Raw genomic sequence first — 15,638 nt, 5'->3', positions numbered from 1 at the left:
GACGCAGATGGATTTGAAACGGAAGCGTAAAGCGTAAGCGATTGCGCACCTTTTGGACAACCAACAACGCGTATCCTGGAATTTTTGCATCGAGCCGCGGCCGAACCCTCTATGCTCTGTGGGCGGAGACCCGAATGGCATTTCGATTCCTACACACGGCCGATATTCACCTCGATTCGCCGCTGCGTTCGCTGGCGCTGCGAAACCCTGATCTTGCCGAACTCGTCGGAGACGCCAGTCGCCAGGCGTTTGTCGGAATCGTGGATCTCTGCCTTGCCGAGCGTGTCGATGCGCTCGTCATTGCCGGCGATCTTTACGATGGCGAACAGACGTCGATGAAAACGGCGCGGTTCCTCGCCTCGCAGATGACACGCCTCCACCAGGCCGGCATCAGGGTTTTCAAGATCCGCGGAAATCACGACGCCATGTCGAGGATTTCGAAACAGCTCGTCTTTCCCGACACTGTGACGATCTTCGGCGGCCGTCCCCAGTCTCTGCTGCAAACAGCTGGCGGGCTGGACGTCATGTTCCACGGATTGAGCTTCGCGAACCCCAAGGCGCCTGAAAGCCTGCTCCCCAAGTATCCGGCCGCCCGGGAAGGGGCGGTCAATGTGGGCATCATGCATACCAGCCTTGCTGGATCACCCGGCCACGACGTCTACGCCCCCTGCAGCGTTGCTGATTTGCACGACCATGGTTTTGACTATTGGGCGCTTGGGCACATCCACGCGCGCCAAGTCCATCCTGGAGCGAGCACGGTGGTGATGCCGGGAATGCCGCAGGGCAGGGACATCAACGAGGCCGGAGAGAAATCCGTCACTCTGGTCACGATACGGGACGACCGGTCCGTCGAGATCGAGGAAAAGCTGACCAGCATCGCGCAGTTCGAACGGGCGAGCGTCGACCTGACCGGCACGGTGGAATGGCCCGAGGTCGTGGGCCGCGTCCGATCCGCGCTCGAAGACATTCGGGCTTCCGTCAGGTCCCGCCACGCTGTGGTCCGTCTTGGGCTGACGGGGGCGACGCCCTTGTCCTGGGCGCTGATCCGCGACAGGGACCTGCTGCTGGCCGAAGCCGAGCAGGCGGCGGAGCAGACGGGCGACACATGGGTCGAAAAGCTTGAGCTTGACCTCGCACCACCGACGACGGACACAGCCGATGGCATCGCTGATCCAATATTCGAACTCGCGCAATCCATGCATGCCGATGCCAAGTCAGAGGCCTTCCGCGCCGAGGCGAGGGCGCTTGTCCAGAAGATGATTGCCGATCTGCCGCCGGACGGGCGCGACTTCGCCGGACGGGACGAAGCTGGGCTGGAACTGTTCCTCGACAGGGTGCTTGCCAGCGGTGCCGACCTGGTCACGGCCCGCCTCAAGGCAGGTGGGGCGCAATGAGGCTCCGGCGCCTTGACCTCATTCGCTATGGAAAGTTCACCGATGGGACGATCGACTTCGGCCGAAGGCCGCAGGCCGGTCCCGACTTCCATATTGTGTTCGGGCTGAACGAGGCGGGCAAGTCGACTGCACTTTCCGGTTACCTGGACCTGCTGTTCGGTATCGAGGAACGCAGCCGCTACAATTTCCTGCACGAGTACAGCGCGATGCGTATCGGCGGGGTTCTCGAACTCGCCGGCACGGAGCACACATTCACGCGCACGAAACAGCGCACCAACTCGCTGCTGAACGCGATGGACCAACCGGTGAGCGAGGTGGCGATAACGGCGCATCTCGCAGGTCTGTCGCGTGACGCATACGAGACCATGTTCTCGCTGGACGACGAGACACTGGAAGCAGGCGGAAAATCGATCCTGGAGTCTCGTGGCGACCTGGGCAAGCTCCTGTTCACGGCCAGCGCCGGTCTTGGGCATGCGAGCGACACATTAAGCGCGCTCGAGGCAGAAGCAGACGGGCTCTATCGCAAGCAGGCGCACGGGACCGAACTTGCGCTGCTCAAGAAGCGCCTTGCTCAAGTCACGCAGGGACGCGATCGACACCTTGGCCTCGACCTATGAGAGCCTTGAGGCCGAATGTCTCGACGCGGCGGAAAAGTATGGCCGCAGTATCGCCGAACGGTCGTTGCTGTCGGCTCGGCTCGACACGATTGCCACGTATCTTCGCGCGATCCCGATCCTCGCCGACATCCGGCGCAAGGCGGCCCAGCTTGCCGAGTTGCCTGACATCGCGTCACCACTGCGAACCTGGACAGGCGGCGTCACCGAACTGATCGATGACGACGCCAGCCTGAGAACGCGGCTGTCCGGGAACATCGACGACGCCGAGCGCGTGACAACGAGAATCGCCTCAGTCGATGTGGACGAGGCGATCCTGGCAATCTCCGAGCGGATTCGGGCGCTCGCGGACCGTAAGGTGCGCTATGTCTCCGCAGGGCTGGACCTGCCAAGTCGCAGGACCGAGCTGCAAATACTCGACAAAGCCGTGGGGACTTGCCTTGCCGCGCTTGGAAGGTCGTCCGAGGCAAATCCGGCTGCGCTGCTTTTGCCTGCTGCCACCGTTGGCGCTGTCCGCGCCATGCTCGAGGAGCGATCGGGAATCGCCACCACCGTGCGCGTTGACCGCAACGAAGCCGCGGCGGCGCTCGATGCACTTCAGGCGGCACGCGAGCGGGTTGGGCAAGAGAGGGCTGTACCCGAACCTGCCAGGGCAAGGCTGGCCTCGGCCTTGTCGAAGGCGCGAGGCAGCGGGCACCTAACGGACATGAAAATGGCTCGCGAGGCGGAGGACGCGAGCACGGTTCGATGGGAGGCGGCAATCGCTCGCCTGCATCCCTGGTCTGGAGATGCCGGGGCACTGGCCAGGGTGCCGGTCCCGAGTGCTGGGCAGGTTGGTGCATGGAAGGTGCGGGCAGCCGGGTTGGGAAAGAGCAGGGCTGTCCTTTGCGAACGTCTCGCCGAACACCAGGAGAGTCACGACCTGCTCTCGGCTCGCCTGGATGCGCTTCGTGCCTCGGTCGATGTAACCGACGATGAAGCGGCTTCTGCCATTCGCCGCGCCCGGGATGAGGTGTGGGCCAAGCATCGAGGTGAGCTCAGCGGCGAAACGGCGGACGATTTCGAGGCTCTTTTGGCTCGCGACGACAGTGTTGGAGCGGTTCGGCTGGCCAACGCGCGGGAGCTCGCCGAGATCCGCACAACAATCCGCAGCCTCGCTGAAACAACAGCCGCCATCACACGTATCCGCCACCAGCTTGCACAGATCGACCTCGACGATCAGGCTGTACTCTCCGAACTTCGTGCGGCGGCCAGCGAGCTGCTGGCAGAGTGCCTGGAATTCTCGCCCGAGCGTCTGATCGAAATCATCGAAGATCGTGCCTCTGCCCGCAGTGATGCGCTCGCGGCCTGGGAGGACATCGAGCTGGCACGCAAGAAAGCGCGCCGCGCGGCCGACGTGGGAGAGAGGGTACAGTTGGAGTTGATCCGGGCGCTGGCGAGCGTCGGGGTAGACTCGGAACCCGGCGACAGCGTGGAGACAGCCATGGCCATGGCAGAACTGTTCCTCGACAGGCAGCTCAAGGTCGATGCGGAGCGTGCCGAGGCGCTTAAGACCGTGAGCGCGAAAGAGGAGGACCTGGCCGCCAGACGGCGGGCTTTAGACGTGGCGGAAAGGCGCGAGGAAGAATGGTTAGCCGGCATTGTCGAGGCGCTTGCCGGCACCTGGCTTGAGAGCGGCATATCGGCGCCCGGCGTCGGCAACGTGCTCGATCAATTGGCTGAGCTGTCGAAAAGCATCCAGGAGCGGGATGCCATGCAGCTCCGCATCGAGAAAATGGAGGCAGACAGAGAAAATTTCTTTGTCGAGGTCACCGCTGCCGCGGCTGAAGCGGGTGAGCCCGCGAACGGCGACGAACCGGAGCAGTTGGCCATTCGGCTGGCTGAGCGTCTGGAACGCGCCGATCGCGCCAGAGAGATGAAGGCAAACCTCATCAATGACCTGCAGCGCCTGCAGGACGCTCGTGACAGTCTCAATCTGGAGATAGCGGCGCATGAGCGACGCAAAAGTGAGGTCTTGGTCGCTTTCGGCGTCACCATCTTGTCGGAAGTCGTGGAACGCGACGAGTTGCTACGGGAAAGGGATCGTCTGCGCGCTGCCGTTGCCGAGCTTGAGGAGCAGTTGTCGGCTGAGCTGGCGGCGGAACGCTTCGACCAGGCGCGTTCCACGCTGGATTGTGTCGAGGTCGATAGCCTCCTGGTCGAGAAGGCTGAAAATGAGCAGCGGCTTCGGGATCTCGATGAAGCGATACAACAGCAGCTTATTCGCCAGACCCGGGCGGCCGACAAGCTGGACGCAATCGGTGGCGACAGCGCGGTTGCGCGGATAGATGCCGAGCGCCGCACCGTCTTGCTGGAAATCGAAGAAAAGGCTGTCCGCTACATCGAGCTGAAACTGGGCGTCATGGCCGCCGGGAACGCTCTGCGCGTGTACCGCGAGCGCCATCGCTCCGGGATGATGAAGCGGGCATCTGACGCATTCGCACTCATCACGCGCGGTCAGTATTCGGGGCTTGCCACCCAACCTGTGAAGGGCGGGGAAGTCCTCATCGCTTTGCAGCGAGACGGTCAGTCCAAGGTCGCCGACGCGCTCTCAAAAGGTGCGCGTTTTCAGCTCTACCTGGCGCTGCGACTTGCCGGATACTACGAGTTCGCCCAGTTTCGACCCTCGGTGCCATTCATTGCCGACGACATCATGGAGACCTTCGACCATTTCCGATCCGAGGAGGTTTTCAGGTTGTTTGGCGAGATGGCAAGCGCTGGCCAGGTGATTTATCTGACGCATCACCAGCATCTATGCGAGATCGCGAAGGCTGTTGTTCCCGGCGTAACGATCCACGAGCTCGCATAGTTGCCTGCTGTCGCGTGGCATGAGTTGATGCCCCTGCTACCAAGACGACTTCCGTAGGCCGAACCTTGGATGACCGCTTCGCGCCCGATTGCAGCCGTTCCGCTGATCCGCACAATCCTCCAAAAGCAGACGTGGATTGTTTCAATGCGCGGACAAGTGAAACTTGTTCGTACGAGATCTCTTGGTTGTGCAAAATCTGTCGGACGTGCCGCGGAGACCGCTTGCCACGGCATTAATGCGATCAGCCTTGGGGTCGGTTCAACGCAACAATGTCCTCGACGTCGCGGCGGGTGCGCGCGAAGCGCTTGAGCACAAGCGGGTCGTGTCCCGGAACGATGTGAGCAGGCGAACTGGCGAGCTGTTTCATACGCTCGACCCCGAAGATCACATCGCTCAGCCGATCGAAGACGGGAAACGGCTTCTGGCGTTCCATGTTGGCGTAAAAATGGGCTGCGTCGGATGCGATCACGACCGCCCCGTTGTCGGTTTCCACCCGCACCACCTGCAATCCGCGCGAGTGGCCGCCAACCTTATGGAGCGTGATGCCGGGCGCGATCTGCGATTCCGGATCGTGGAAGCAAACCTTTCCGGCAAAGACGCGCCGCACCATAGTGGTGACATCTTCGGCCTCGAAGGGATGGCGCATGGCATGGTGGCACATGCAGCGGCCGGTCGCGAACTCCATCTCAGCATCCTGCAGGTGGAAGGTCGCTTTCGGGAACAAATGATGGTTCCCGCAATGATCGTAATGCATGTGGGAGATAATAACGTCACTGACATCGGCATGGTCGATGCCGATTGCCGCAAGACCTTCATCAACGGGCCTGACGACACTGCGTCCCCGTTTGTCGCCGGTCGGCATGTCGAAGCCGGTGTCGACGATGAAGGTGCGCTTTTCCCCGACAATCGCCCAGACGAAGTAGTCGAGCGGCATTGGAACATCATGCGTGTCCCCGCCCAGGAAATTCTCGCCCGACCGGCGCTCGAAATGGCCGTAGCGAACGGCATGGATTTCATAGCGTGCGGCGTCAACCATGCTCAGCTTGCCTTGGCGACATCGGTGGGCTCGGCCGAGCCGACCTCCACATGCGCCCATGTCTCGACGGTCTTGACCATGCAAGTGAAATCGGAGTCGGGTCCGTAGATTTGGTTCGTCACGCTCAGCAACTGGCGCACGGCGCTGCCTACCACCATCGGCACGCCCATTGCCTCCGCCTCGTCCACACACAGGCGCACATCCTTGAACGACAGGCCGGTCGCGAAGCCGAAATCGAAGGTGCGCGGCAGCACGGATTTCGGGAACTTGTCCTCGGTGGCACTGTTGCGGCCGCTGGAGGCATTGATGACGTCGATCATGACCTTCGGATCGAGGCCCGCCTTGACGCCCATCACCACTGCCTCGGAGGAGACAGCAAGTGCCGCCGCCGCAAGCAGGTTATTGGCAAGCTTCATGGTCTGGGCGGAGCCCTGAACTTCGCCCATGAAGAATATCCGGCCGAAATTTTCGATCACCGGCCTCACCGTATCGAAGGCAGCCTTCGGCCCCGACACCATGACGGCGAGTGTGCCATTGCGCGCGCCTTTTAATCCTCCGCTGACGGGCGCGTCGATCATGGCGATGTTCTTGGCTGAAAGGCCTTCGGCAACCTTGGCGGCCGTCCGCGGACCCGTCGTCGAGATGTCGATGAAGATGCGAACCGCCTTGCCCTCGGCGATACCGCTTTCGCCGAGCACGACCTTTTCCAGGATCTGCGGGCTGGGCAGGCTGGCAAAGACGATCTCCGCAACATCGGCAACATCTCGCGCACCGGCGGCGGCTTTCGCGCCCGCATTGGTCAACTCCGCAACGGCTTTGCTGTCGACGTCGTAGACAGTCACTTCGTAGCCGGCCTTGATGAGACGGGTCGCCATCGGCGTGCCCATTTTTCCGATGCCAACAAAGCCGATTTTCAGGGTCGACATGATCGCTCTCTCCTTCGTCGGGGCCTATTGCCCATGGTGCTTGGTCTCGATCTCTTGGATTGCATTCCGTCAGGTCGTTTCCACCATGGGCATTTCGAGCGCCTGGCTTGTGCGCGGCACCAGAAGTTCCGCTATGTCCACGACCTTCAATCTGTCGGCCACGCCGAGCGCATCGATCGCGGCGGTGTACATCACCTTGTCCTTCGGGCAGGCGACGACGAAATAGGCGACGTCGCCCAGGCGCAGCGCTTCACGGATGCGGTTCTCGCTCGGCCGCTCGGTCACGCCGTCGTCGCCTTGCCAGATGCGGCCGCCGCCGGCGCCGCAACAAAAGGAATTCTCGCGGCAGCGCGGCATGTCGTGAAGCGTGTAGCCGGCGGCGCGGATCAGCTCGCGCGGCGCATCGAAGCCGCCATTGTAGCGTCCAAGATAGCAGGGATCGTGATAGGTGACCCTGGCGCCGTCGGCGACATGCAGGTCGAGTTTTCCAGCCGCGATGAGTTCCGTCAGCAGCGCCGTATAGTGCAGCACCTCGAACGCCGCGCCGAAATGCTGATAGTCGTTCTTCAGCGCATTCAGGCTATGCGGATCGGTGGTCATGATCCGGTTGAAGCTGCACGCCTTGATCTCATCGATGTTGGACTGAGCGAGCGTCTCGAACAGACCTTCTTCGCCGGCACGCCGCACATCGTTGCCGCTGTTGCGCTCGGCATCGAAGAGAATGCCGAAATCGACGCCAGCCGCGGTCAGTAGTTCGGCAACTTTGCGGGTGATTTCCTGAACGCGCGGATCGTAGGACGCGTAGTCTCCGACGAACCACAGAACGTCGACGGGTTCCTTGCGCGCGTCCTTGACCGGAAAGCCGAGCTCCCTGGTCCAGCGGGCCCGCATCTTGGAAGGCTTGCCCATGGAATTGCCGAGACGGGTCAGGTTCGATAGCGCCTCCTGCAGACCGGGGCCGACACGGCCTTCGTCGACCAGATGACGGCGCATGTCGATGATCTTGGGCAGATGCTCGATCTCGACCGGGCATGCTTCCATGCAGGCCCGGCAGGTGGTGCAGGCCCACAGCGTCTCCTCGGAAATCACGCCGCCGACCAGCGGGGCCGCCGATGGTCCCGCGGCAAGCGCATCGCGCATGTCTGTGATCAGCAACTTCGGGCTGAGCGGCAGACCGGCCGCATAGGCTGGACAGACCGATTGGCAACGGCCGCATTCGGTGCAGGACAGAAGGTCGAGCTGCTGTTTCCAGTCGAACTGTCCCAGGCTGTCGATGCCTGGAGCCTCACGCGCTTCCGGGACCGCGGGCGCCAGGCCGCGCGGTTCCAGGCTGCGGAAGTAGATGTTGGGCGCGGCAAGAAACATGTGCCGGTGCTTCGAACCGGGGATATAGACAAGGAACGCCAGAATGGCGCCTATGTGAATCCAGTAGAACAGCTCTTCGCCCGCATGTGCCGACATGCCGGCACGATCGAGCAGTCCTGCCAGCGCCGACGCGACCGGCCGCCACGAGCCGTCGGCGCCACCGACTATGCGTGCCGCCGCCTCAAGCAACAGGGACGCCACGATCAGGACGATCAACACATAGATGATTGCCGCATCACTGCCGCTCGAGCCGTCGAAACGGGCAGGCCGCAGCACGTAACGCTGATAGAGTGCAAGTCCGACGCCGACCAGCATCAGCACCGAAAAGATATCCTGCAGAGCGGCAATCCAGGTTTCGCCACCGATAGGCGCAAGTGAGAACCCGGGAAACAGCCGCGAGCCGAAGGCATCGATCGTGGCGGTGAACAGCACGAAGAACGAAATGAAGATGATTGCGTGAAGCACGCCGGAAAGCGGCTTGCGGAGCATTTTCCGGTGCATGCCGATGGCGACCATCACGCCCTGGAGACGCAGCATCGGGCGGTCGAAGCGGGCCGCTGCCGGTGCATTGGCAAGAGCAACCGCGTAACGGCGCGAGCGCCAGGCCGTCAACGCGAGTGCTGTGATGACCAGGATCCAGAGTGGCAGGGTCGACGCCATCTCAACGGCCAGAGCCGGCCCGCAGCCTGTCGCTCAGATTGGCGACGAGATCGAACAGGTCACAGGTCGCGCCGTAATGCGCGACATTGAAGATGGGGGCCTTCGGATCGGTGTTGACGGCAATGATGAGGTCGGCCTGCGACATGCCCTCGAGATGTTCGGGCGCACCGGACACGCCGAGCGCCAGATAGAGTTTCGGCTTCACCTTCTGGCCCGATTTGCCGACCTGGCGCAGCTTAGGCAGCCAGCCATTGTCGACGACAGGACGGCTGCCGGCGATCTCCGCCCCCAGCATCGTCGCCAGATTGCGGGCAAGGTCGATGCTTGCCTCGTCGCCGATGCCGCGGCCCACGCACACGATCCTCTCGGCTGTCGTCAGATCGACGTCGGCATAATCCGGCACGTCGATGGCCACCATCTTCACCTTGCCGCTGGTGAGCGCGGGGTCGGCATCGATCGTCTGCACGCTCACGGCGGCGATCGGGCCTGGCGCTGCCTCCGCGAAGGCCCCCGGGTTGATCATCAGAATGGCGGGCAGCTGCACTTCGCATTCGGCGAGTATCTTGCCGCCATACATCTGCGCGACGATCGTCAGGCTTTCACCATGCCGCTTGATTTCATTGACATAGGAGATGAGCGGCCAGCCGGTTCGCGCCGCGATGTCGGCTGCCACGTCCAGTCCATTTGCCGAATAGGGAACCAGGACCAGACCAGGGCTCTCGGCAGTGATGACGTCGCGTAGAAGTCGAGCATAAGTCTCGGCGGGAATAACATCCGATTTTGTGGCGCGGGCCACTATTAGGCGATCGGCGGCACCGAAGGAAGCGGAAGCGCCTTCCGCGTCACGGCCGGCGAAAAAGGCGACGACCTCGTCCCCGGCCTGACCGAGCGATCGCGCCGCGGCGATCATTTCAAGTGAGAAGGCTTCGATCTTGCTGGAGCGGCCTTCCGTGCAGGCAATCAATTTCATGGCTTAGTTCCTTGCCAGGCCTTTGGCTGTCAGGATGGTGACGAGGCGATCGGCGACGGTCTCCGCATTGCCGCCGAGGTTCTCGCCGGAGCCGCCCTGGACTGGCAGACGCAATGTGATGATCTCGGCGGAACGCTCGAAGCCTGACGATTCGGGCGTGGCGCGGCCGATGGGCGTCTTAGATGCCTCGCGGAGCTTGCTGCCGGAGACGTAGCGCGGTGCCTTGGACGCCGTTTGGACGCCCAGAACCGCCGGCATGGCCAGCTCGTAGGTCACGGCGACACCAGCGCCGCGCTCTTGCGTGACCCGAAGCACGGTGCCGTTCGCAACGATACGGTTGGTGCCAGAAACATGCGGCCAGTCGAGCAGCGCGCCGACATAGGGTGCGAGCTGGCCGAAAATGTCCTCCGTCGATTGAACGCCGCACAGGACAAGGTCGGCGGATTTTACCCGCGCCATCGACGCAATGGACGCCGCGATATCGCGCGAGGAGATCATGGCATCCTCTTCGGATTGAAGGGCGACGACCTCGTCGGCGCCGCGCGCCGCAGCCATTTGCAGCACCCGGCTGGCGCCTTCGCCGACGGCGACCGCAGTCACCTTCGCGCCGACGGCCTCCTTGATCAGGATTGCTTCCTCGAGGGCGTGATCGTCGAAATCGTTGAGTTGGAAATCCAGCCATTCCCGATCGATGCTGCGCCCGTCTTCGCCAAGCTGAAGTTCGCCCGCGGAATCCGGGATCATGCGCAAGACAACAAGAATATTCACGGCCTCTCCTCCGACGGAACGCACCTCAAGCGCCCGGCACCGGCTGCTACATAAGTCGCATTCTTCGCTGCTCCCAATGGGCAAAAAGGTAATAGCAGTTATTACAAGACGGCAGATTGACGATCGTGGGTAATCGACGGCTAATTTGCGTCAAATCGCTTTCAATCGAATTTTCCTGAATTGGAGGTTGTCAGGAAATAGTCGGGCGATTTGCCCGGGATATAAACATCTATTGTGTGTTTATACTGTCTCGTGTGCACGAATACGAGGAGAATTTTAAGCGCTCTGTCGAGCGTTCAGGAGGAGGAACCAATGTCAATAAAGAGCATATTAGACCACAGGATCTCGCGTAAGAGCTTTATCCGAGGCATGCCGGCCGTGGCGGCAGCCATGGCCGCCGCGCCGGCCATCCAGCTCGCCCAGACCAGCGCAGCCGTCGCTTCGGAGCCGGAAACGAAACCCGGCTACTATGGCGCGCCGCGCACCTGGATGTGGAATCCTAATGCCAATACCATGGTCGACACATCGAAGTGGAAGAAGGACGGTCCCTATACGATCGGCTTCTCCAATGCCTCAATTTCGAATGCCTGGCGCGTCGCCTTCCAGCACGGCGTCCTCTGGTCCGCCGGCCAGCACCGCGACGAGATCGCTCATCTCCTGGTCACCGATGCCAATGACGATCCTTCCAAGCAGATCGCCGACATCCAGGATCTGATCAGCCAGGGCGTTGACATCCTGCTTATCGCGGCTTCGACCGAAGACGCGCTCGATTCCGTGGTCGGCCGCGCCACGGAGCAGGGCATTCCCGTCGTCATGGTCGACCGCAAGGTCAAGACGGCCGCAAATTACATCACCTACGTCACCGCGTCCGATTGGGCGCTTGGCCGTCTCGAGGCTCAGTGGCTGTGCGAGACGCTCGGCGGCAAGGGCAATATTGTCATGCTGCCAGGCATTGCCGGTTCCAGCGTGGCGGAAATCCGCATCAAGGCGAACGAGGAAGTGTTCTCGAAATTCCCTAATATCAAGGTGCTCGAGAAGCAGTATTGCGACTGGAACCCGGCCACCGGCAAGTCGGTGATGGCGGCGCTGATCCAGAAGCACGGCAAGAACATCAACGGGGTCCTGGCCGACAGCGCGCTTCAGGGCTATGGCGCGATCGAGGCGTTTCTTGATGCCGGCTACAAGGACGGCGAATTTCCGCCGATGACCGGCGGCGACGTCGCCCGGATGTATCAGCTGGCCAACCAGCACAACATCAAGATGGTCGGCATTGACTATCCGACATCGATGGGCATCACCGGCATCGAGACGGCGCTCGACGTGCTCAAGGGTATTTCGGTCCCGGACAAGGTCGAGGTCAGCTTCCAGGTCGTCACGTCGCCGGGCGCCGATACGGTCTCGGTCAAGGGCGATAGGCATCTGCTCGATCACGTCAGCATGGACGATCCGGGCGATCTGTCGCCAAGCAACGGGCTGCCCGCCGGCTATAATCCGAGCACATTCAATCCCGACTATCCGAAGTAGCCTCCCAAGCGACCCGGTGCGCGCCAAGCTTGGCGCGCACCGGACGTGAATTGAACAGTTCGAGCGCCGGATATGTCAGCGTCTGTAATTGAGCTCAACCAGATCGAGAAGGACTATCCTGGAGTCAAACCCCTGGACAAGGTTGATTTCGCCGTCCAGCCAGGCGAGATCCACGCGCTTCTGGGCGAGAACGGCGCGGGCAAGTCGACGCTGATCCGCGTCATGGGCGGCGTGACCAAACCCAATTCCGGCACCATCACCTATCTCGGCAAGCCGGTTTCCTGGCAGTCGCCGAAGGAAGCGCGCGCGGCGGGCATCCACGTGATCCACCAGGAGCTCGCGCTTTTTCCCGAGCTTTCGGTTGCCGAAAACATTCTGGTCGATGCTCAGCCCCGTGGGCTGCTGGGGCTCATTTCGAACCGCGCCCGCCATGCCCGTGCGGCTGAAATCCTCGCACAGCTCGGCGTCGATATTCCAACCCACGCCAAGATCGACGAATTGCCGCTTGCCGATCAGCAAATGGTCGAGATCGCGAAAGCCCTGGTCGGCGAGGTGCGGCTGCTCATTCTGGACGAGCCGACGGCGGTCATCGCTGGCCGCGAGGTCGATCTTTTGTTCGAGAATATGCGCAGACTGCGCAACGAAGGCGTCGGCATCGTCTATGTCTCCCATCGGCTCGAAGAGATCTTCGAGATCGCCGACAGGGTGACGATCCTCAAGGACGGCCAGCTCGTCGGCACGAGCCCGGTAAGCGCGCTGACGCGTGAAGAGATGATCACCAGAATGGTCGGTCGCCGGCTCAGCCAGATCTATCCGTCGCGGCGTACCGCACCGGCGGACGGACCGGATGTACTCACCGTTCGCAATTTAAGGGCTGGTCCGCGCGTCCGCGACGTCAGCCTTAACGTCAAGGTTGGCGAAATCGTCGGCGTGGCCGGCATGGTCGGCTCGGGACGCACGGAGGTCGCCGAGGCCATCTTCGGCACGCGCGCCGTCGAGAGCGGCGTGATCGAATTCGATGGCAAGCCATTCGAGAGAAAGCTTCCGAAGGGTTCGATCGGCCATGGGCTCGGTTTTCTGACCGAGAGCCGCAAGGACGACGGCCTGTTTCTCGGCCTGCCGATCTCCGCCAACATCGTGGCACCCGATCTCGATGCCATAACGAAACGCGGGCTGATCGACCGTAAGCAAGAACGTGCGGTGGCCACGCGGCAGATCCAGGATTTTTCGGTCGCGACACCGTCGCCTGACGTGAAGATCGGCAATCTCTCGGGCGGCAATCAGCAGAAGGTGCTGTTCAGCCGCTGGTCGCGGATCGCCAGCAGGCTGCTCATCCTCGACGAACCGACGCGCGGCGTCGATATCGGGGCCAAGGTGGAGATCTACCGAATCGTGCGCCGGCTGGCGGATTCGGGCGTCGGCGTGTTGATGATCAGCTCGGAACTGCCCGAAATCGTCGGGCTCTCCGACAGGGTCTTCGTGATGGCGCAGGGCCATATCGTCGGCGAAATCAAGGGCGATGCGCTTGGCGAGGAGCCGATCATGGATCTCGCCGTGCGATCCGTCGGGGACCGCAAGGCGGACATGGATCAGCATGCGGAGCCGGTTGGATGAGCGCGATCGTCATGGATCTTCGCCGCAACCGGCTGATGCTTTCCTATCTGATCGTGGCTGTGCTGCTGGTGCTGCTTGCCGTCGCTGGCGGCTTGCTGTCGGACCGGTTCCTGACCTGGCGCAACATCGGCAATCTGCTCCAGCAGCTCATTGTGCTCGGCACGGTCAGCCTTGGCCAGACTTTCGTCGTGCTGATGGGCGGCATCGATCTGGCGATCGGTTCGCTGGTCGGTGCGCTCACCGTCTTTCTGGCGAACTTCCTGGAATGGCGCCCTGATCTGGTCTGGCTTGCACTGCCGCTCGCATTGGTCGCCGCCACCGCTGTCGGCGCGCTCAACGGGTTGCTGACGATCGTGCTGCGCGTCCATCCCCTGATCGTCACGCTCGGCATGTCCTCGATCATCTTCGGCGCAACGCTGATGTACCGCAAGGAGCCCGGCGGCTCCGTACCGCGCGCCTTCGCGGATATTGCCTATGCAAAGGTCGGCGGCATTCCGTTCAGCGCCCTCGTGCTGGTCGTGATCTTCGCGCTCGCCGGGCTTTCGCTGCAGCGGACGCGCACGGGCCGCAGCATCTACTTCGTCGGCGGCGATCGGGAAGCGGCGCGGCTGAACGGCCTGCCCGTCGATCGCATCGTGGTGCTCGCCTATGCGCTGTCGGGCCTGTGCGCCGGGATAGCGGCGATTTTCCTGACCGCGCGAACCGGTGTCGGCGACCCACGCATCGGCGTCGCGCTGACGCTGCAGTCGGTGACGCCGGTCGTAGTCGGGGGCACCATCCTGGCCGGGGGCAGGGGTGGCGTGCTTGGCACGTTCCTTGGCGTGCTGCTCGTCACCATGCTGAACAGCCTGCTGAATTTCGTGAATGTCTCGTCCTACTACCAGTGGGTCATTCAGGGTCTCATCATCATCATCGCGGTAGGCATTCACAGCGCGAGGCGGAAATAGCGATGACGCCTCTCGATACCCCGATGCAGCGATCGCAAAGCATTTCCATGTCGTCCGTCTTCGAGCGCTACGGACTGGTGATCTTCCTGGTCGCGCTGATGGTCGTTGCGGCTGTCGCTTCACCGACCTTTCTGCGGCCGGCCAACATGGTCAATGTGCTGACGATCGCCGCACCGCTTGGCATGGTCGTCGTCGGCCAGACCTTTGTCATCCTGGTGCGCGGACTGGATCTTTCCGTGGCCTCATTGATGGCGACGGTGGCCGTGCTGGCGACCGCCTTCAAAGCCACGACCAACGAGGCGATCCCGTTGATCTTCATCGCTGCGATTGCCCTGTCGGCCGTGGTCGGCCTGATCAATGGCTGGCTGGTGGCCAAGCGCAATGTCAGCCCGTTTCTCGCGACGCTGGCAATGATGATCATCCTACAAGGCGCACGCTTCGCCTACACTGGCGGCGCGCCGATCAGCACGCTGCCGCCCGGCATGGGCTTTCTGGCCTCCGGACGCATCCTTGGCATTCCCGTCAATCTGATCACGCTGGCATTCCTGGCGACTGCCTTCGGCATCGTGCTGCACCGGTCGCGCCTCGGCCGGGAAATATTCATGGTGGGCAGCAATCCGAAAGCCGCGTTCCTCAATGGAGTCGCGCCCGACCGCGTCGTGATCCTCTGCTACGTCATATGCTCAGTCTGCGCCGGCATAGGCGGGCTCTTCCTGCTCGGCTATGTCGGCACCGTGTCGAACTGGGTCGGGCAAGGCTACGAACTGGATTCGATCGTCGCGGCGGTGATGGGCGGGGTCGCGCTTTCCGGCGGCCGCGGCAATGTCTTTGCCGCGCTGCTCGGTGTGGCCGTGCTGGTCGTGATCAACAACCTGGTGCTGCTGCTCGGTTTTCCGATCGAGATGCAGCTCATCATCAAAGGCATCATCATCATCGGCGCCGCGGCCTTTTACCGGACACGGCTCGCCTGAG

At 62.3% G+C, this 15,638-nt stretch carries 12 protein-coding genes; 7 read left to right on the top strand and 5 right to left on the bottom strand.

The window, feature by feature from the left end; genetic code table 11:
* Window positions 1-134 precede the first annotated feature (134 nt).
* From NKI95_RS29815 to NKI95_RS29805, 3 genes are read left to right on the top strand one after another with little or no spacing between them, the layout of a single operon-like run.
* On the top strand, window positions 135-1,394 hold the full coding sequence (locus NKI95_RS29815; protein WP_352721315.1) for a metallophosphoesterase family protein: 1,260 nt from the start codon (window positions 135-137) through the stop codon (window positions 1,392-1,394).
* Window positions 1,391-2,011: an ATP-binding protein gene (locus NKI95_RS29810; protein ID WP_352721313.1), complete on the top strand. Its 621-nt coding sequence runs from the start codon at window positions 1,391-1,393 to the stop codon at window positions 2,009-2,011. Before NKI95_RS29815 ends, NKI95_RS29810 begins: the two co-directional genes overlap by 4 nt.
* Window positions 1,995-4,856, top strand: a complete 2,862-nt coding sequence (locus NKI95_RS29805) for an ATP-binding protein (protein WP_352721311.1) — start codon at window positions 1,995-1,997, stop codon at window positions 4,854-4,856. The genes NKI95_RS29810 and NKI95_RS29805 overlap by 17 nt, the downstream gene beginning before the upstream one ends.
* 241 nt (window positions 4,857-5,097) lie before the next feature.
* Here the strand turns inward: NKI95_RS29805 and NKI95_RS29800 are convergent, their stop codons facing one another.
* From NKI95_RS29800 to NKI95_RS29780, 5 genes are all read right to left on the bottom strand, one after another.
* Window positions 5,098-5,892, bottom strand: coding sequence for an N-acyl homoserine lactonase family protein (locus tag NKI95_RS29800; RefSeq protein ID WP_352721309.1), 795 nt, complete (start codon window positions 5,890-5,892; stop codon window positions 5,098-5,100).
* A gap of 2 nt (window positions 5,893-5,894) precedes the next feature.
* Entirely contained in the window at window positions 5,895-6,818 is a 924-nt protein-coding gene (locus NKI95_RS29795) for an NAD(P)-dependent oxidoreductase (RefSeq protein WP_352721307.1), read from the bottom strand.
* 69 nt (window positions 6,819-6,887) lie between these two features.
* Window positions 6,888-8,843 (bottom strand): heterodisulfide reductase-related iron-sulfur binding cluster, encoded by a 1,956-nt coding sequence (locus NKI95_RS29790; protein WP_352721306.1) that lies wholly within the window; start codon window positions 8,841-8,843, stop codon window positions 6,888-6,890.
* A gap of 1 nt (window position 8,844) precedes the next feature.
* A complete protein-coding gene (locus NKI95_RS29785; protein ID WP_352721304.1) occupies window positions 8,845-9,813 on the bottom strand; it encodes an electron transfer flavoprotein subunit alpha/FixB family protein in 969 nt (322 codons plus the stop codon).
* A 3-nt stretch (window positions 9,814-9,816) separates the two neighbouring features.
* Window positions 9,817-10,581, bottom strand: coding sequence for an electron transfer flavoprotein subunit beta/FixA family protein (locus tag NKI95_RS29780; RefSeq protein WP_352721302.1), 765 nt, complete (start codon window positions 10,579-10,581; stop codon window positions 9,817-9,819).
* A 312-nt stretch (window positions 10,582-10,893) separates the two neighbouring features.
* Here NKI95_RS29780 and NKI95_RS29775 point away from each other — a divergent pair, with 312 nt between their 5' ends.
* From NKI95_RS29775 to NKI95_RS29760, 4 genes are all read left to right on the top strand, one after another.
* Window positions 10,894-12,105 carry a substrate-binding domain-containing protein gene (locus NKI95_RS29775; protein ID WP_352721300.1) on the top strand — a complete coding sequence of 404 codons (1,212 nt, stop codon included), beginning with the start codon at window positions 10,894-10,896 and terminating at the stop codon, window positions 12,103-12,105.
* A gap of 72 nt (window positions 12,106-12,177) precedes the next feature.
* On the top strand, window positions 12,178-13,719 hold the full coding sequence (locus tag NKI95_RS29770; protein ID WP_352721298.1) for a sugar ABC transporter ATP-binding protein: 1,542 nt from the start codon (window positions 12,178-12,180) through the stop codon (window positions 13,717-13,719).
* The gene (locus tag NKI95_RS29765; RefSeq protein ID WP_352721296.1) at window positions 13,716-14,666 is read left to right on the top strand and encodes an ABC transporter permease; all 951 of its coding nucleotides are present in this window, start codon (window positions 13,716-13,718) and stop codon (window positions 14,664-14,666) included. Before NKI95_RS29770 ends, NKI95_RS29765 begins: the two co-directional genes overlap by 4 nt.
* A 2-nt stretch (window positions 14,667-14,668) precedes the next feature.
* Window positions 14,669-15,637, top strand: a complete 969-nt coding sequence (locus NKI95_RS29760; RefSeq protein ID WP_352721294.1) for an ABC transporter permease — start codon at window positions 14,669-14,671, stop codon at window positions 15,635-15,637.
* Window position 15,638: the final 1 nt, after the last annotated feature.

Origin of the sequence: Mesorhizobium sp. M0306 (genome assembly GCF_040321655.1) — a bacterium.
GTDB lineage: Bacteria > Pseudomonadota > Alphaproteobacteria > Rhizobiales > Rhizobiaceae > Mesorhizobium.
The sequence above is the reverse complement of the archived record's forward strand: the minus strand, read 5'-3'. Positions and strand labels throughout refer to the sequence as shown.

Excerpts from the sequence above, each read along its gene's own strand:
- NKI95_RS29815 (WP_352721315.1), top strand. The coding sequence starts at position 135 with ATGGCATTTCGATTCCTACACACGGCCGATATTCACCTCGATTCGCCG.
- NKI95_RS29810 (WP_352721313.1), top strand. The coding sequence starts at position 1,391 with ATGAGGCTCCGGCGCCTTGACCTCATTCGCTATGGAAAGTTCACCGAT.
- NKI95_RS29800 (WP_352721309.1), bottom strand. The coding sequence starts at position 5,892 with ATGGTTGACGCCGCACGCTATGAAATCCATGCCGTTCGCTACGGCCAT.
- NKI95_RS29795 (WP_352721307.1), bottom strand. The coding sequence starts at position 6,818 with ATGTCGACCCTGAAAATCGGCTTTGTTGGCATCGGAAAAATGGGCACG.
- NKI95_RS29790 (WP_352721306.1), bottom strand. The coding sequence starts at position 8,843 with ATGGCGTCGACCCTGCCACTCTGGATCCTGGTCATCACAGCACTCGCG.
- NKI95_RS29785 (WP_352721304.1), bottom strand. The coding sequence starts at position 9,813 with ATGAAATTGATTGCCTGCACGGAAGGCCGCTCCAGCAAGATCGAAGCC.
- NKI95_RS29775 (WP_352721300.1), top strand. The coding sequence starts at position 10,894 with ATGTCAATAAAGAGCATATTAGACCACAGGATCTCGCGTAAGAGCTTT.
- NKI95_RS29770 (WP_352721298.1), top strand. The coding sequence starts at position 12,178 with ATGTCAGCGTCTGTAATTGAGCTCAACCAGATCGAGAAGGACTATCCT.
- NKI95_RS29765 (WP_352721296.1), top strand. The coding sequence starts at position 13,716 with ATGAGCGCGATCGTCATGGATCTTCGCCGCAACCGGCTGATGCTTTCC.
- NKI95_RS29760 (WP_352721294.1), top strand. The coding sequence starts at position 14,669 with ATGACGCCTCTCGATACCCCGATGCAGCGATCGCAAAGCATTTCCATG.